The 17,506-nt window shown below is 32.1% G+C and carries 19 protein-coding genes; 14 read left to right on the top strand and 5 right to left on the bottom strand.

What is annotated here, in order from left to right; genetic code table 11:
* Positions 1 to 89: 89 nt before the first annotated feature.
* Genes LQ694_RS01445 through LQ694_RS01435 form a run of 3 tightly spaced genes read left to right on the top strand, consistent with a single transcriptional unit; the run spans position 90 to position 3,263 of the window.
* Positions 90 to 1,235 carry a cysteine desulfurase family protein gene (locus LQ694_RS01445; RefSeq protein ID WP_058612270.1) on the top strand — a complete coding sequence of 382 codons (1,146 nt, stop codon included), beginning with the start codon at positions 90 to 92 and terminating at the stop codon, positions 1,233 to 1,235.
* Positions 1,225 to 2,442 carry a tRNA uracil 4-sulfurtransferase ThiI gene (thiI, locus tag LQ694_RS01440; protein WP_218697404.1) on the top strand — a complete coding sequence of 406 codons (1,218 nt, stop codon included), beginning with the start codon at positions 1,225 to 1,227 and terminating at the stop codon, positions 2,440 to 2,442. The genes LQ694_RS01445 and thiI overlap by 11 nt, the downstream gene beginning before the upstream one ends.
* Positions 2,443 to 2,489: 47 nt before the next feature.
* The gene (locus tag LQ694_RS01435; RefSeq protein WP_096791818.1) at positions 2,490 to 3,263 is read left to right on the top strand and encodes a sulfite exporter TauE/SafE family protein; all 774 of its coding nucleotides are present in this window, start codon (positions 2,490 to 2,492) and stop codon (positions 3,261 to 3,263) included.
* A gap of 58 nt (positions 3,264 to 3,321) precedes the next feature.
* Here LQ694_RS01435 and LQ694_RS01430 read toward each other — a convergent pair whose 3' ends face one another.
* Positions 3,322 to 4,125: an NAD kinase gene (locus tag LQ694_RS01430; protein WP_058612273.1), complete on the bottom strand. Its 804-nt coding sequence runs from the start codon at positions 4,123 to 4,125 to the stop codon at positions 3,322 to 3,324.
* An 85-nt stretch (positions 4,126 to 4,210) separates the two neighbouring features.
* Between LQ694_RS01430 and sppA the strand changes: the two genes are divergently transcribed.
* The 6 genes from sppA to LQ694_RS15510 all read left to right on the top strand — a co-directional run bounded on the left by sppA (position 4,211) and on the right by LQ694_RS15510 (position 8,884).
* Positions 4,211 to 5,206: a signal peptide peptidase SppA gene (gene sppA / locus LQ694_RS01425; RefSeq protein WP_058612274.1), complete on the top strand. Its 996-nt coding sequence runs from the start codon at positions 4,211 to 4,213 to the stop codon at positions 5,204 to 5,206.
* A gap of 12 nt (positions 5,207 to 5,218) precedes the next feature.
* Entirely contained in the window at positions 5,219 to 5,770 is a 552-nt protein-coding gene (locus LQ694_RS01420) for an RDD family protein (protein WP_058592042.1), read from the top strand.
* Positions 5,771 to 5,849: 79 nt separating this feature from the next.
* Positions 5,850 to 6,350 (top strand): thiol peroxidase, encoded by a 501-nt coding sequence (gene tpx / locus LQ694_RS01415; RefSeq protein WP_058612275.1) that lies wholly within the window; start codon positions 5,850 to 5,852, stop codon positions 6,348 to 6,350.
* A 60-nt stretch (positions 6,351 to 6,410) separates the two neighbouring features.
* Positions 6,411 to 7,355 carry a class I SAM-dependent methyltransferase gene (locus tag LQ694_RS01410; protein ID WP_058612276.1) on the top strand — a complete coding sequence of 315 codons (945 nt, stop codon included), beginning with the start codon at positions 6,411 to 6,413 and terminating at the stop codon, positions 7,353 to 7,355.
* A 75-nt stretch (positions 7,356 to 7,430) separates the two neighbouring features.
* Complete coding sequence (locus tag LQ694_RS01405; RefSeq protein ID WP_218697406.1) at positions 7,431 to 8,627, top strand: acetate kinase; 1,197 nt, start codon at positions 7,431 to 7,433, stop codon at positions 8,625 to 8,627.
* 128 nt (positions 8,628 to 8,755) lie between these two features.
* Positions 8,756 to 8,884, top strand: coding sequence for a hypothetical protein (locus tag LQ694_RS15510; protein WP_256934144.1), 129 nt, complete (start codon positions 8,756 to 8,758; stop codon positions 8,882 to 8,884).
* Positions 8,885 to 9,085: 201 nt separating this feature from the next.
* Here the strand turns inward: LQ694_RS15510 and LQ694_RS01400 are convergent, their stop codons facing one another.
* On the bottom strand, positions 9,086 to 9,592 hold the full coding sequence (locus LQ694_RS01400) for a universal stress protein (protein WP_025904325.1): 507 nt from the start codon (positions 9,590 to 9,592) through the stop codon (positions 9,086 to 9,088).
* A 232-nt stretch (positions 9,593 to 9,824) separates the two neighbouring features.
* Here LQ694_RS01400 and ald point away from each other — a divergent pair, with 232 nt between their 5' ends.
* Both ald and LQ694_RS01390 read left to right on the top strand, forming a co-directional pair.
* Positions 9,825 to 10,937 carry an alanine dehydrogenase gene (gene ald / locus LQ694_RS01395; RefSeq protein ID WP_070373272.1) on the top strand — a complete coding sequence of 371 codons (1,113 nt, stop codon included), beginning with the start codon at positions 9,825 to 9,827 and terminating at the stop codon, positions 10,935 to 10,937.
* Between the two features lie 120 nt (positions 10,938 to 11,057).
* The gene (locus tag LQ694_RS01390; RefSeq protein WP_218697408.1) at positions 11,058 to 11,951 is read left to right on the top strand and encodes a nuclease-related domain-containing protein; all 894 of its coding nucleotides are present in this window, start codon (positions 11,058 to 11,060) and stop codon (positions 11,949 to 11,951) included.
* 192 nt (positions 11,952 to 12,143) lie between these two features.
* On the opposite strand, the gene LQ694_RS01385 is transcribed toward LQ694_RS01390, so the two are convergent.
* Positions 12,144 to 12,773: a copper homeostasis protein CutC gene (locus LQ694_RS01385; protein ID WP_058612280.1), complete on the bottom strand. Its 630-nt coding sequence runs from the start codon at positions 12,771 to 12,773 to the stop codon at positions 12,144 to 12,146.
* A complete protein-coding gene (locus tag LQ694_RS01380) occupies positions 12,770 to 13,825 on the bottom strand; it encodes a M24 family metallopeptidase (protein ID WP_096791820.1) in 1,056 nt (351 codons plus the stop codon). The genes LQ694_RS01385 and LQ694_RS01380 overlap by 4 nt, the downstream gene beginning before the upstream one ends.
* A gap of 111 nt (positions 13,826 to 13,936) precedes the next feature.
* Between LQ694_RS01380 and LQ694_RS01375 the strand changes: the two genes are divergently transcribed.
* Entirely contained in the window at positions 13,937 to 14,626 is a 690-nt protein-coding gene (locus LQ694_RS01375) for a metal-dependent hydrolase (protein ID WP_096791821.1), read from the top strand.
* A 195-nt stretch (positions 14,627 to 14,821) separates the two neighbouring features.
* Positions 14,822 to 16,117: a DRTGG domain-containing protein gene (locus LQ694_RS01370; RefSeq protein WP_096791822.1), complete on the top strand. Its 1,296-nt coding sequence runs from the start codon at positions 14,822 to 14,824 to the stop codon at positions 16,115 to 16,117.
* Positions 16,118 to 16,151: 34 nt separating this feature from the next.
* Here LQ694_RS01370 and LQ694_RS01365 read toward each other — a convergent pair whose 3' ends face one another.
* Positions 16,152 to 16,502: a YtpI family protein gene (locus LQ694_RS01365; RefSeq protein WP_049318664.1), complete on the bottom strand. Its 351-nt coding sequence runs from the start codon at positions 16,500 to 16,502 to the stop codon at positions 16,152 to 16,154.
* Between the two features lie 74 nt (positions 16,503 to 16,576).
* Between LQ694_RS01365 and LQ694_RS01360 the strand changes: the two genes are divergently transcribed.
* Entirely contained in the window at positions 16,577 to 17,503 is a 927-nt protein-coding gene (locus LQ694_RS01360) for a DHH family phosphoesterase (RefSeq protein ID WP_218697410.1), read from the top strand.
* The last annotated feature ends 3 nt before the right edge of the window (positions 17,504 to 17,506 follow it).

Below are 17,506 nucleotides of genomic sequence, written 5' to 3'. Positions count from 1 at the left end.
AGTTAGTGGATGTTTTTTCTAAGTCAATTAGTATATCTATACGAAATGACTTGTGGTATCATTATATAATGAAAAAAAGAGGTGACAGTATGATATATCTTGATAATGCTGCAACGACAAAGCCTAATGAGGATGTTATTCAAACTTATACACAAATGAATCAACAATACTTTTTCAATCCAAATAGTCCTCATTCTGCAGGTATAAAGATTGCTCATTTACTTGATAAAGCAAGAGAAAATATTAAACAATATTTAAATTTAAAAGACCCATTCAATATTATATTTACAAGTGGTGCTACTGAATCGAATAATATAGCACTTCAAGGGATGGCCAAAGCGAAAAAGAGATTTGGTAATACAATCCTAACAACTAAAATGGAACATCCGTCAGTTCTTGAAACGATGAGAGGATTAGAGGACGAAGGTTTTAATTTGAAATATATTAAAACGACGAAGGATGGGAAATTAGATATATCATCTTTACAAGAATTACTTAACGATGATGTTGTACTTGTTACATGTATGCATGTCAATAATGTAATGGGGCAAATTCAACCGATTGAAGAAATTAGCCGAATTTTAGAAGAATATCCTAAAGCACATTTTCATGTAGATGGTGTACAAGGTTATGGGAAAGTACCATTAGATATTAATTTAGCGGATAGTTATAGTTTAAGCGCGCATAAATTCCACGGATTAAAAGGTTCAGGTATATTGGCGATTAAACAAATTAAATCGATTAAACAGATTATATTTGGTGGCGGACAAGAGCAAGGTTTAAGAAGCGGTACAGTTAATGCACCAGTCAATATTGCATTAGCAAAAGCGATGAGAATAATGAACGATAATATGGAAAATAATGCTCAAGCATTAAGTCAAAGAGGTAAAGAGATTAGAGCATTTGTAGAACAATATAAAGGTGTCATGATTAATTCACCAATCGATGCAGCACCATATATCTTAAATATTTCTTTTCCAGGCGTTAAAGGTGAAGTATTAGTCAATGCATTTTCGAAATATGAAATTTATTTGTCTACAACGAGTGCATGTTCTTCAAAGAAAAGTTCTCATAATGAAACGTTAAAAGCTATGAGCTTAAGTAACCTTGTTATTGAAGGAAGTATTAGAATAAGTATTGCACCAGATTTAACGAATGAACAAATAGAACGTTTTAAAGATGCCTTTGATAAAGTATATAAAGAGGTAAAGGAGTTAATAAAATATGAATTATGATCACATATTAGTGAGATACGGAGAGCTGACTTTAAAAACAGGTAATAGAAATATGTTTGTGAATAAATTAAAAGCAAATATCAAAAGTCGATTAATGCCGCTTCAAGGTTATAAAGTACGTGCAAATCGTGACCGAATGTATATAGATGTACACGAAGGTTCTGACATTGAAGAAATGATGAGCAGAATTCAAACTGTGTTTGGTGTACACTCAGTAAGTCCAGTAGTTCGAATTGAAAAAGATTTAGATTTAATAAAAGAAGTTGCCTTAAAGTTTGCGTATGATTTTAAAGATGGAGATACATTCAAAATAGATGTCAAACGTGCAGATAAAACGTTTGAACTTGATACTTTTCAATTGCAACAAGAGTTAGGTGGTCATGTACTTCAAAATACTGATCACATTACAGTAAATGTTAAACAACCAGATCATAAAATTAAAGTAGAAGTTCGTAAAGACGCTATTTATATGTACAATCGCGTACTTGAAGGCGCTGGAGGACTACCTGTAGGAACTGGTGGTAAAACATTACTTATGCTTTCAGGTGGAATAGATTCACCAGTAGCAGGTATGGAAGTGATGAAACGAGGCGTGACGATTGAAGCTATTCATTTTCATAGTCCGCCGTATACAAGTGAACAAGCTAAACAAAAAGTAATCGATTTAACAAAACAACTTGCACACTTAACAGGCGATATCAAATTGCATATTGTACCCTTTACAGAACTTCAAAAACAAATTCATAAGGTCGTTGAAGAAAGCTTTACAATGACAAGTACAAGAAGAATGATGTTAAGAGTTACTGAGAAAGTAGCACATGAAATTGGGGCACATGCAATTGTGAATGGTGAGAACTTAGGACAAGTAGCGAGCCAAACTTTAGGCAGTATGTATGCCATTAATAGTGTAACATCAATGCCGATTTTACGTCCGTTACTTACATTTGATAAAGAAGATATCGTTAAAAAGGCGAAAGCCATTAATACATTTGATTTATCAATTCAACCTTTTGAGGATTGTTGTACGATTTTTACACCAAAAAATCCAAAGACAAATCCTAAACTAGAAAAAGTGGAATATTTTGAATCAAAATTTGATTTTGGTCCACTAATTGATGAAGCGGTTAAAAATGTAGAAACACTCACAATTTCTAAGCACGATGATTTGAATCAACAAAAAGACGAATGGATGGATGATCTACTTTAATACGAACGTTGGGATGTCGTTATCATTAAAGTAGAGGAGATATCCATATGGAGTTTGATTTAAATATATTATTAATCATTATTTTATTTGGTTTAATTGCATCATTTATAGATTCAGTTGTAGGTGGAGGAGGATTAATTTCTTTACCTGCATTACTAGCAGTCGGAATGGATCCAGCTACAGCTCTAGGTACAAATAAATTAGCGAGTTCATTCGGTTCATTTACGAGTACGATGAAATTTATAAGAGCGAAGAAAGTCGATTTCGATATCGTAGGTAAGTTATTTCCATTATCCTTTGTAGGATCGATATTCGGTGCGATTACAGCTACATATTTACCACCAGAATATTTAAAGCCATTAGCAATTATTATATTGGCACTAGTAACCATATATTCAATAGTAAAAAAAGATTGGGGAGACATTAATCGATACAAGAAATTGTCACTTAAAAAAGCAATCTTGTTTATTATTGGTGTAACGGTAATTGGCTATTATGATGGATTTCTTGGAGGCGGAACAGGATCATTTTTCCTTTTTGCTTTCTTAATGATTGGTCTTGATTATTTACACGCAGCCGGAAATGCTAAATTTTTAAACTTTGCTTCTAACATAGGTGCATTACTGTTATTTATGGTTTTAGGACATGTCAACTATATCTATGGATTAAGTATGGCAGTATCTATGGTAATTGGTTCGTATTTAGGGGTTACATTTGCTATCAAAAAAGGCGTATCTTACGTTAAAGTATTATTTATTATTGTAACGATAACATTAATTCTCAAAAATCTATATGACTATATTAGTAGTCACTTTATGTAAAAAACACCTTAGCATCTATGCGCTAAGGTGTTTTGATTTATGAGGTTGTTATTTATTTTTATAAGAATTTTCTTTGTACTTTACTCCAGAATGAATTTTGAGGTAATTTCAGTGTTCGAATATATTTATCTTGTATTCTAAGTGATATAAAGTCTGTTTCTTGAATGCTTAATGCTTCATTATCTAGTCCCATAATTGGATAGTAGTTTCCTTCTTTATCGAGTATGATTTTAAGGGTTCTTGTATCACCTAATACTACTGAACTACTCACTGTTCTAAAATTATTGTTATTCAGTGATGCTATTTCAGTTAGTTGCATGCTTCTAATTTTAGGGTCAATAATTGCGCCGTCTAATGATTTATTATATCCTGTTGATCCTGTTGGTGTTGATATTAACAAACCATCTCCATTGAATGCCTCGAAGTATTCGTCATCAATGTATATTTCCATCTTCATCGGTTTGATAACACTTGATTTAATGTAAAAATCATTTAAACACATATAAGACATTTGATTATTCAAGTTTACTTCTAGGACAGGATATTTTCTGACACTTACTTCATGAGAGTCAATAGATTCTAATAAATGTGGAATGTCATCAATACTAAAATCAACATATAAATAATTTTGGTCTAGTCGTGTTTTGATACCAATATATACTTTGTCTTTATTAAAGTTCGTTTTTCTACAAGCTTGTAAGAAACTCCCATCTCCTCCGACTGAAGCAATAATATCTGCATCATCGTAATTTGAAACAAATTCAAATCCGTGTGGTTCCATTTCATTCTGAATCTTTTCGCGTGTTTCCAATACGTCACGGTCTTTTGAACTAAATAAATAAATACGTTTATACGAAGTCATAATTTGTTCCTCCTAAAAGTTACAGTTATTATTAAAGTCTGTTATTATTATAAATGTAAATATTTAAAATAGAAAGGATGATACTATGTCTAAACGAATTATAGCGATAATCATCGCAGCTGTTCTAGTTGTAGGCGGTATAGTTGTCAGCACAGTTGGGATATTTTTAGATGATTCGTGGAAAAAATCAGTAACAGATTCAGATGGAGTAAGTGAGTCTGTAGTATCTGGTAGTGATAGTAGTAGTAAAATTGTTAAATTATCAGTAGATGGTACCATTCAAGATACAGGTGTCCAAGAGTCGTTATTTAATGGAGGAGGGTATAATCATCAATCCTTCTTAAAACAACTTGATAAAATTAAAAAAGACAACCAAGTTAAAGGTGTACTTCTAGTTGTGAATTCACCAGGTGGTGGAACATATGAAAGTGATGAAATACATAAAAAATTAGAAGAAATTAAAGCTAAAGATAAAAAAGTTTATGTACAAATGAAAAATATGGCAGCATCAGGTGGATATTATATTTCAACACCTGCAGACAAAATTTATGCAGGATCACAAACATTAACTGGTTCACTTGGGGTTATTATCTCAAGTATTAATTATTCAGAACTTGCGAATGATTTAGGTGTGAAAGATGAATCTGTAACTTCTGGTAAACATAAACAAATCTTGAACCCAATGAAAGAAATGTCGAAAGAAGAACGTGACATCATGCAATCCATCATTGATGATAGCTATAAACAATTTGTAAATGTCATTAAAGATGGTAGACATATGTCAGAATCAGAAGTTAAGAAATTAGCTGATGGTAGAATTTATTCTGCACAACAAGCTAAATCAAATGGCTTAATTGATGAAATTGGTTATGAAGATGATGCAATTAAAGCATTAAGAAGTGACATTAAATCAAAACATGCACAAGTTGTAACTTATGATACATCAGGTGGATTCTTAAACTTCCCAATGGCTGCTAAAAGTAAACTTTCTTCTATGATAGGCTTAGATGATATGACTAAATATGAAGCCTTAATTAAAGCGAATAAATCACCACAACCTATGTATTTATACGGTGAATAAGGAGGGATTGTAATGACAGAAACAAGTTATGAACAAGTCGCTACTACACGTGAACAAAGTGAAATTGAGCGTACTGTCAATAAATATATGTCTGATATTAAATCCATCGTATTTGCTGGATTCTGGGTCCGATTTTTAGCTTATATCATCGATATCTTAGCTTTAGCAGGATTTAAAGGTATTGTGTTAAGTCCGATATTTGCACTTACAGATATCAATGATTCTTATCTATGGGTGCCATACTTCAGTGTTGAAAATATGGCAAGTGCCTTAATATTTTATTTATATTTCGTGTTGATGACGTATTATTTTAAAGCAACACTAGGCAAGATGATCTTAGGTTTAAGTGTCTATCGAGAAGATGCTCAACCGCTCAAATTGAAGGATGTCCTATTTAGAGAATGGATCGGGCGAATTATATCTGGTGCACTATTAGGCATTCCATATATTGTAGTAGCATTTACTAAAAAGCATAAAGGTATTCATGACTATTTTGGAGAAACTGTCGTTCTCAAAAACAAATATGTTCAAATGAGAAAAGACTTCCAAAATGTGATTGGATAACTAAGTTATAATCAAAAGAATTTTAAAGTCTCTTTAATCATGATAAAATATATTTATCAAGAATAAGGAGGCTTTTTTTATGGCGCAAGTTACATTCAAGAATGAACCAATTACAATTTTAGGTGAGGAAGTTAAAGTAGGTTCAGTAGCACCTGATTTTACTGTATTAGCAAACGACCTATCTGAAAAGACATTAAAAGACTATGAAGGTAAAAAGAAACTTATTAGTGCCGTACCTTCTTTAGATACAGGCGTGTGCAGTCAACAAACACGTAAATTTAATGAAGAAGCTGCAAATGAACAAGATGGCGTTGTTTTAACAATTTCTAACGACTTACCATTTGCTCAAAAAAGATGGTGTGCAGCTGAAGGATTAGATAATGTGATTACATTAAGTGACCACCGTGATTTATCATTTGGTGAGAATTTTGGTGTGATTATGAAAGAACTTCGTTTATTAGCACGTTCAGTATTTGTTTTGGACAAAGATAATAAAGTTGTTTATGCAGAAATAGTGAGTGAAGGTACAAACCATCCTGACTATGACAAAGCTTTAGAAGCATTTAAAAATTTAGACTAATTAACAACCATAAACTGCTGTCCATTTAGTGGACAGCTTTTTATACGAAAGAGGGCAATTATGACTGAAGAAAAGAATATGATGGAAGTATTATTTGAAAAACTTGATGTAAAAAGTAAAGACCTCCACGACGAGAATGGACAAAGCTATATAGAGAATCTTGGATTGGCAATGGAAGACATTTATACAAACCAAAGAGATCTTTTAGAACAATCGACATTACAAGAACGAAGAAAAGCGTTCCAATTTGCTTATTTAAGTTTATTAAAAGAAGAAGTGATTCAACCCAATCATCAAATGACGCCAGATTCAATTGGGTTTATTTTAAGCTACCTTGTAAATTTATTTAATAAAAACAAAAAAGAATTAAACATTGTGGATATCGCAAGTGGTACAGGTCATTTGAGTGCAACAATCAACGAACAAAATCAAGATAAGACATTGATGCACCACTTGATTGAAGTAGATCCTGTATTACAACGTGTAAGTATACATTTAGCTAACTTCTTAGAAATACCATTTGATGTATACCCACAAGATGCTATTATGCCACTACCTTTAGAAGAAGCGGATGTTATTGTTGGCGATTTACCAGTAGGATATTATCCACTTGATGAACGCAGTAAAGAGATGAAATTAGGGTTTGATGAAGGGCATAGTTATAGTCATTATTTATTATTAGAACAAGCTGTTACAGCAACTAGACCAGGTGGGTATGTATTCTTAATCGTACCAACAAATATCTTTGAAGGCGAAGAAGTGAAACAGCTTCAAAAATATATTGCAACAGAAACAGAAATGCAAGCATTTTTAAACTTTCCTAATTCATTATTCAAGACAGAACAATCACGTAAATCACTATTGATTTTACAGAAGAAAGACCCTGGAAATACTAAGAGTGTTGAAGTATTGCTAGCAAATATACCAGATTTTAAGGCGCAATCTCAATTGCAAACGTTTTTATCAGAAGTAGATGAATGGATGAAAGAAAATCATTCTTTATAAACTGTATTAATGCTTGATTCATAACTGTATTAGTGTTTAAATAGTATAGAATAGTATTATCAGGAGGAAGTCTAAATGACAAAAATTATAGCAATTAATGCTGGTAGCTCATCTTTAAAATTCCAATTATTTGAGATGCCTGAAGAAAAAGTTATCACAAAAGGATTAATCGAGCGTATCGGATTGAAAAATTCAATTTTCTCAATTACGGTTAACGGGGAAAAAATCACAAAAACACTAGATATTGAAAATCATGAAGTTGCAGTAAACATCATGATTGAAGCTTTAAAAGAGCACAAAATCATAGAAGACATTAATGATATTCAAGGTACTGGTCATCGTGTTGTTCACGGCGGAGAATTATTCCCAGAATCAGCACTTGTTACTGAAGATGTATTAGCTAAAATTGAATCATTAACTGATTTAGCGCCTTTACACAATCCTGCAAACATTATGGGTATTAAAGCATTTAGAAAATTATTGCCAAGTATCCCACATGTTGCAGTATTCGATACATCGTTCCACCAAACAATGCCAGAAGAATCATATTTATACAGCTTACCATACAACTTCTATAAAGATTTCGGTATTCGTAAATATGGTTTCCATGGTACAAGTCATAAATATGTATCTGAAAGAGCAGCAGAATTATTAGATCGTCCATTAGATCAATTAAGAATTATCTCTTGTCATATCGGTAATGGTGCTTCTATTGCTGCAATTGACGGTGGTAAATCAGTTGATACTTCAATGGGCTTCACACCATTAGCAGGTGTTACAATGGGTACACGTTCAGGTAACCTTGACCCAGCTTTAATTCCATATATCATGGAGAAAACTGGCAAAAATGCTGAAGAAGTATTAAATATCCTTAATAAAGAATCAGGTTTACTTGGTATCTCAGGTTCATCAAGTGACTTAAGAGATATTGAGCAAGACGCTAACGAAGGTAACGAACGTGCTAAATTAGCATTAGATGTATTCGCATCTAGAATCCATAAATATATGGGATCATATGCTACAAGAATGCACGGCTTAGATGCAATTGTATTTACAGCTGGTGTAGGGGAAAACTCTGATACAGTTCGTGCTAAAGTATTAGAAGGATTAGAATTTATGGGTGTATATTGGGATCAACGCTTAAACACAGGTTTACGTGGAGAAGAAGCGTTCATCAACTACCCACATTCACCAGTAAAAGTTATTGTAATTCCAACTGACGAAGAAGTTATGATTGCACGTGACGTTGTGAAATTTGGTAACTTAGGATAATAAAATATATTTAAAAGCGAGACAGGCGTATCTTATGTGTGAATAAGATGCCAGCCTCGTTTTTTTATGTTTAAAAAGTGATTCTTCGGTTATATGTAAGTAATGCATATTCTAAGGAGGATATATAAATGAAACCAGAGAGGGCATTAATGCGATTAGTTAGAATCGTTACACGTAGAGTCGTTAAAGAACAATCTAGAAAACAAAAACAAGAAAATAAACAAAACTTAAAAGATCAAAATAATAATCAAAACTAATATAAAAGCGTTCAGCCATAAGGTTGAATGTTTTTTTATTAGTATAGAAAATATGTGAAAATGAGTAATAGATTCGGGAGATTAGGGGGAGATGTGAGTTAAAGAGGTAGTAAACTCACATGTTTTAAAAAATTTATAAAAATCATTTAAAAATGAAAAAAGCGTTCAGCCATTACGACTGAACGCTTTTCTTATATCTATTTATTTACCTTCGTGGTGTTCTTCGAATAGTTCTTTTGTTGCTACAACTGGTTCGAAATCTTCAGGCATTGTTTCTGTTCTTACTACTAGAACGTCACAGGGAGAATTTCTTACAATTGATTCTGATACAGAGCCAACGATAAATCGTTCTACTGCATTTAATCCTGAAGTACCACACATAATTAAATCTACGTCAAATTCTACTGCTAATTTTTTAGGAATAACTGTTTTTGGAGATCCGAATTCAAGTTTAGTCGCTACATTATGAACACCATTATTCTCAGCGAATTCTTTATATCCAGATAATAAACTTTCAGCAAAACTTGTTGCTTTATTTACTATTTGAGTATCATAGGCTTCAACACTTGCATATGATCTAGAATCTACAACGTTAACAATTGTTAATTTAGCGTCATTACGTTTAGCAACGGCTACTGCTTTATTATAAGCCCATTCTGATTCAGTTGATCCATCTACTGCAATTAAAATATTTTTGTAACTTAACATAGAAACCGCCTCCTAGTTCTTTTGTTTAATTATATCATAATTTTCTGAAAAAATAACATTATAAACTTTTAAATAATAGGGAATTTACACGATTTTTATATAATGTGTGTTAAAATTGGCTGTAGTAAGAAAATTTAAAAAATTTAGAAAATAAGGATAATATAAAAATTGAATAATAATGATTGCGCTTTCAAATTAGTGGCGTTATGATAAAAACAAGGAGGAATGAAAAATGATTATTGGAGTACCAAGAGAGATTAAAAATAACGAAAATAGGGTGGCATTAACACCTAGTGGCGTGGCAAGTTTAGTTGCACAAAATCATGTTGTTAAAGTAGAAACTGAGGCAGGATTAGGTTCACAATTTACTAACGAAGATTATCAACAAGCTGGAGCAGAAATTGTAAGTCAAGAAGAAGCATGGAATGTTGAAATGGTTATGAAAGTTAAAGAACCATTACAAGAAGAATATCAATTCTTCAAGAAAGACTTAATTCTATTTACATACTTACATTTAGCTGCTGAAGAATCTTTAACAAATGCATTACTAGAAAATGAAGTAACTGCAATTGCTTATGAAACTGTTCAGTTAAGCGATCGTTCATTACCATTACTAGCGCCAATGAGTGAAGTAGCAGGAAGAATGTCAACTCAAATTGGTGCGCAATTCCTACAAAAAACACACGGAGGCATCGGAATATTATTATCTGGTGTGCCAGGTGTTAAAAGAGGGAAAGTAACAATAATCGGTGGAGGCCAAGCAGGAACAAATGCTGCTAAAATGGCAGTTGGTCTTGGAGCAGACGTTACGATTATTGACTTAAATCCTACACGTTTACAACAATTAGATGATCTATTCGGTGCTAGCGTGCAAACGATGATGTCATCACCATTAAATATTGAAGAAGCAGTAGTTGAAAGTGATTTAGTAATTGGATCAGTACTTATCCCAGGCGCTAAAGCACCGAAACTTGTAACTGAAGAAATGGTTAAGAAAATGAAACCAGGTTCAGTATTAGTAGACATCGCGATTGACCAAGGTGGTTCATTCGAAACATCAGATAGAATTACGACACACGATGATCCAACATATGTTAAACATGGTGTCGTACACTATGCAGTTGCTAATATGCCAGGAGCAGTTCCAAGAACATCTACAATTGCATTAAATAATGCAACAACTCCTTATGCAATTCAATTAGCAAACAAAGGCTACGTTAAAGCATGTCAAGATAACGAAGCACTTGCTAAAGGTTTAAACACAATACACGGTAAATTAACATATAAAGAAGTTGCAAAAGCTTTTGATAAAGAATACACACCTTATCAAGAAGTTTTGAGATAAAATTTTAAAAAATGCCTAACTCATATTGTTGAGTTGGGCATTTTTTAAATTTATGCAACTTGCTGAAAATGAGTGGAATACTTATAATTTGATTATATATTATTAACAGCAGGTGATTACATGAATAAAAAAGAATATATTTCTTATCTTAAAGCTATCGAAGGCAGGACAAATTTGAATTTAGATCAAAGAAAAGAATTGTATGTTAACCAAACTGGATTGGAAGGTGAAATGTATTTTAAAGCAATACTAGACACTATCGTTGATGTTAAGTATGTATATAATTTAGAAATCGGAACCTCAAATCATATACAAATTGATTTTTTAGTTGTTTCATCAACAAAAGTCTATATTTTTGAAGTTCAACACTATACAGGTGATTGGTATTTTGAAGACGATTATATTAAATGTAGGAATAGTTTAAGATACCCGTCACCGCATTTACAAACAAATAAAATTGAAAATAAAATACAATCAATCGTTATTACTCACAACATTCCAAGAGAAATTGAAACCTTTATTATATTTACAAACAGTCATTTCAATCTTCACGGTAAAAGACCACAAAATCAAGCAATACTACTTCCTCAAGAACTTTCTAGAGTTCCTCACCTCATTGATACAAATAATCAAGAAGCTAATCAAGAAATCTTAAATATTTTCAAACAATATGAATCTATTTATTCAACCTCTTATCAAAAGGATATTAATATTCTAGAAGATCAAGTTGCATCTGGTTTGAGATGCCCAAATTGTAGAAAATTGTTTACTATTGTCTTTAAGAAAAACAAACATAACTTTAGATGTTGTTACTGTAGAAAAGATTTAGGGTATGAAGAGTTAATATATTTCAATCTAAAAGAACTTTTTATCATAAAGAGAAAACCTTTTGATTTTAAAGAAGCTCAAGCATGGTGTTATCCTATACCAAGACATACAGTCAGAAGAGTATGTAATAAATACTTTAAAAATACAAATATGCGAAATAAGAAATTTTATCAAGAAAAAAGTTAAAATATGAAGTATGATATTTTTTAAAAAACATACTTGATTTATTTATTTTTCGGTACATAGGGTGTATCAAATTCTAATAAGGCATTGTTAGTAACAAAATTCGGACGAAATGTAACTAAGCGCTCGCCAAACTAAAAAACAAGTCAACTCCACCAAAAAACCTGAGACGAATTTCGTCTCAGGTTTTTCTTATTATACAATTTTTGTACCGTGTACTTCATCGAATGGTATGTCTTCGATTAATTGAGATAAGTTATCTTTATTGAGTCCGCCACCTGGCATGATTGTGATATTGCCTTTTGAGTGAATCAACAATTTACCTAAATGGTTAATGTTATCAAATATTACGCTATCACTTGGTCCGCCATGTGTTAGTAGGCGACTAAATTGGTGCTTAATTAACCAGTCTAATGATTTTAATTGATGATATGGATTAATAGAATCAAACGCCATATGACAAACGGCGGGTATGATACCACATGTTTCTTTTAATGCTTTCATCTTCCATTCGTCAAGATGACCGTGTTCACCTAAGCAACCAAATACAAATGCATCAACTTTCAAATCTTTCAATTGTAATATATCTTGTCTCATGATTTCATATTCGAAATAATTATAATTAAAATCTCCACCACGAGGTCTAATCATGACAGCGACTTCGACGTTATGTTGATGACATAGCTCTACTGCAATTTTTACCATTCCGTAACTTGGTGTTGTACCACCAACTGAAAGGTTATCGCAAAGTTCAATTCGATTTGCACCATTTTTAATCGCATGTTCAATTTGCGAAATTGTTTCTACACAAGCTTCTTTAATCATTTTTGGTAGCCTGTTAGTATGCGATGTCCATCTTCAGTTACAACGATATCGTCTTCAATTCTAACACCTGCGACACCAGGAACGTAAATTCCAGGTTCAACTGTTAATACCATGCCTGGTTTGAATTCATCCGTATTTGCACTAGAAATGTCTGGGAATTCATGGACGCTTAATCCAAGTCCGTGACCAAGTCGATGCGGGAAGTATTCACCAAAACCAGCATTACTAATAATATCTCTAGCTACTTTATCGCAGTCAGCAATTTTAACACCTGGTTTAATCATTTCAATCGCTTGTTTATTAGCATCAAGAACAACATTGTAAATTTCTTGTGCTTTATCAGAAGGCATACCGAATGGAACAGTTCTTGTGATATCTGAACAATAACCTTTATAAATGACACCTAGGTCAAATAGTACATATTCATTTTCTTTTAAAGTTCTTTCTCCTGGTGTACCATGAGGTGCTGCTGCATGATCGCCGAATAATACCATAGTATCAAAGCTCATCTTAGAAATACCATGTTGTTTCATAGTTGTTTCAATATGATTTAATACTTCAATTTCAGAAACGCCAACTTCTAACTTATCAACGCCAGCTTGAATAGCTAAATCTGCATATTTAGCCGCTTCTTGTAACAACTCAATCTCGTCATTAGTTTTTACATTTCTAATATCTTTTAATACTTGATCAATATCAACAATTGTTTCAACATTAAATGCTTTTTCAATTTCACGAAGTCTTTTAACTGATAAATGCTCTGATTCAATCGCGAAAGTTTTATAAGTTTGTTGTTCAATCAAATCGAATGGTGATTCTGTATCTAAGTATCCAACGATGTTTCCAGTGAAACCTGCATTTTTAGCTTCTTCAACTTCCATTTTTGGACAAAATAGTGTTTCTTCACCATCTTTAGTGACTAATAAGCTAAATAGACGTTCATGTGGTTCAGATAAATAACCTGTTAAATAAAAGATGTTCAAAGGCGTTGTAATCCATGCTGCATCTGCACCTTTATCTTTTAAAAATGTTGCAATTTCATTATGTTCCATTATTCTTCCTCCCAAATTTCTTTCTTACATCATTATTTTAGACTTCTTGATTCATAAATTCAAATTTAGGGTATATAATATACGGAAAAGACAATGTGAGGAGGGAGATTCATGAAAGTTTCATTTCATGGACAATCAGTAATCTATTTTGAAAGTAAAGGACATAAAGTGATTGTGGATCCGTTTATAACAGGGAATCCATTATCAGATTTGACAGCAGATGAATTAGAAGCAGATTATATTATATTAACTCATGGTCATGGCGATCATTTAGGTGATACTGTTAGCATTGCAAAAAGAACAGGTGCAACTGTTATAGCGTTACCTGAAGCGATTGATTATTTATCTAATAAACACGGATTAGAAAACTTACATCCAATGAATATTGGTGGGAATATTGAATTTAATTTTGGAAAAGTAAAATATGTGCAAGCCTTTCATAGTAATAGCTTTACAGAAGAAAATGGAGAAATCGTCTATTTAGGTATGCCAGCTGGAATTGTATTAGAAACTGAAGCGGGTACAATTTATCATACAGGTGACACAGGTTTATTCAGCGATATGAAATTAATTGCAGATAGACATCCAGTTGATTTGTGCTTTATTCCGATAGGCGATAACTTTACAATGGGTATTGATGATGCAAGTTATGCAGTTAATGAATTTATCAAGCCGAAAAAAGTAGTACCTATTCATTACGATACATTTGACTTTATTAAACAAGACCCTAAAGATTTTGAAAAAGCTGTAACGGAATCAGAAGTTCACATTTTAAAACCTGGTGAATCAGTAGAATTCTAAATGAATATGAAAATAAGTTAAGAAAGCTGAGATGATTTTATCGTCTCAGCTTTTAAGTTTAAGAAGTAAATCTGTATAAAATACTTAATTTAATAAGCGTTGTTTCAATCTTTTATTTAATTTTTAAGATATCATTTAAGACATTAAAAATGTATAATAGAAAGTAATTCATAAAATTTGATAGAGGGTATAAACATGACGAAACATGAGCAAATTATTAAGTATATTGAATCGTTATCTGTTGGACATAAAATCTCTGTCAGACAGATAGCGAAAGATTTAAACGTCTCTGAAGGTACAGCTTATCGTGCAATTAAAGAAGCGGATAATCAAGGGCTTGTAGCATCTATTGATAGAGTAGGGACAGTTAGAATTGAGAGGAAATCTAGAGAACAAATTGAAAATTTAACATTTAATGAAATTGTTAAAATTGTGGATGGTCAAGTATTGGGCGGTAAACAAGGCTTATATAAAACTTTATCAAAATTTGCAATTGGTGCAATGGAATTAAATGATGTCGTTAAATATTTAACTAAAAATACATTACTGATTGTTGGTAATAGAGCAGATGTACAAATGGAAGCTTTAAAAAGAGGTTCGGCCGTGTTAATTACAGGTGGATTTGAAGCGCATGAAGATATTATAAACTACGCTGATGAACACGAACTTCCAATTATTTCATCTAATTATGATACATTTTTAGTTGCCAATATTATTAACAGAGCAATATATGATCAAATGATTAAGAAAGAAATTTTAATGGTTGAAGATATTATGATTCCAATTGAATCAACTTCTTATTTAGATGATAAACAAAAAGTACGAGATTGGAATGAATTATCTCAACAAACATCTCATACTCGTTTTCCAGTTGTTGATAGCGAAATGAAAGTTGTAGGGATTTTAACGAGTAAAGATATTGTTAATGAAGAGCCAGATAAAAGTATTAGAACGTTGATGACTAAATCGCCTATCATTGCACATTTAAATACGACCATCGCAACTTGTGCCCATCTTATGATTTGGGAAGGGATTGAATTGTTACCTGTTGTTTCAACCTCTAAAGTATTAATTGGAATCATTTCTCGTGAAGATGTATTGAAGACGATGCAATTAATGAGTAGACAACCTCAAATAGGTGAAACGATTCATGACCAAATTGCAAAGCAAATCACAATGGAAAATGGTAATGTTGTGGTGAATATCTCTCCACAATTAACGAATCAATTCGGAATGTTAACGAAATCTGTTTATATTGCAGTTATTGAAGAAGCGTTACGTTATGAAATAAGAAAAATGAAAAAATCAGAAATCATGATTGAACATATAGATATTTATTATTTGAAAACTGTTCAAATCGATGATGATGTAGAAGTGAAGATTACAACATTAGATATCGGTAGAATATTTGCTAAATTCGAGGTTACGATGGTCAGTGGTAGTGCGACAGTTGCGAAAGCATTACTAATGTGTCAAATTCTCGAAAAATAAAAAAGCGTTATGTTTAACAACGCTTTTTAAAATATTATTGATGTTTTTTTTGCTCGAATTCTTCCCATGCTTTGTTTTCAATCGGTAAGTTACCTTTAAAGTATTTACTTGCTCTATAGCCATAAGATACGTTTAAAATACCAAAGAATAATAATACTAAAACAATAATATAAGTGACTAATGTTGGGAATAACAATACTTGGTCTGCTGCAAATGCGATCATAAATATACCAAAGTAAAATCTTGAACGTGCTTTATGATACGCTTTTCTAACGTCACGTTTCGTTCTAAATGAACGTGCTAAATTTAAAATAGCAAATATTAAAGCAATAATCATAATTGTTACTGCTAAAGCAACAAGTGTAGACATAATTTCAGATGACATGTTTGACTCCTCCTACCAAGTCGAATTATATCAATTAATAAAATATAAGTAAATATAAAGAAAGAAGGATAACAATGGAAGAAATATTAAATAAAATAAAGCAATATGAAACAATTATCATACATAGGCATGTTAGACCAGATCCAGATGCATATGGATCTCAATTAGGTTTGAAATATATATTACAAGAGGCTTTTCCTGAAAAGCATATATATGCAGTTGGACAACCTGAACCGACGCTAACATTTATTGGAGATTTGGATGAAATTGCAGATGACACATATAATGGCTCGCTTGTGATCGTTTGTGATACTGCAAACGCACCACGTATTGATGATAGTCGCTATAATACTGGTGACGAATTAATTAAGATCGATCATCATCCACCAGTAGATTCATATGGTGATATTAATTTTGTAAATACAGAAGCATCATCTACAAGTGAAATTATCTTTGATTTAAATAAATCATGGAATTTAAATGGTTCAAATGTAAGTGAGAAAGCAAGTAGAGTCTTATATTTAGGCATCGTTGGTGACACGGGTAGATTCTTATTTGATAATACGTCTACACATACAATGGAAGTTGCAGCAGAGTTAATGACGAAAGAATTCGAACGTACTAAATTACTTAACCAATTGAGTGAAAGAGACCCAGCTTTACTTCACTTCCAAGGATATATTCTTCAGAATTTCAAATATGATGGTGAAGGATTCTGTTCAATTAAAATTACGAAAGATATACTTGAACAATTCAACTTGCAACCTAATGAAGCTTCTTTATTCGTGAATACCGTTTCTGATATTAAAGGATTAAAAGCATGGGTGTTTGCTGTTGATGAAGGTAAAGAAATAAGATGTAGAATACGTTCAAAAGGGATAAAAATTAATCATATCGCAGCTAAATATAACGGTGGAGGACATCCAAATGCCTCAGGTGCATCTGTTTATAGTTGGGATGAGTTTGATGCATTAGCAGCAGATATTAAATCTGAAATATAGGAG

This window comes from Mammaliicoccus sp. P-M58 (assembly GCF_022386165.1).
In the GTDB taxonomy this organism is placed as follows: domain Bacteria; phylum Bacillota; class Bacilli; order Staphylococcales; family Staphylococcaceae; genus Mammaliicoccus; species Mammaliicoccus sciuri.
Note: the sequence above shows the minus strand (reverse complement) of the source record. Positions and strands in the feature narration are given on the sequence as shown.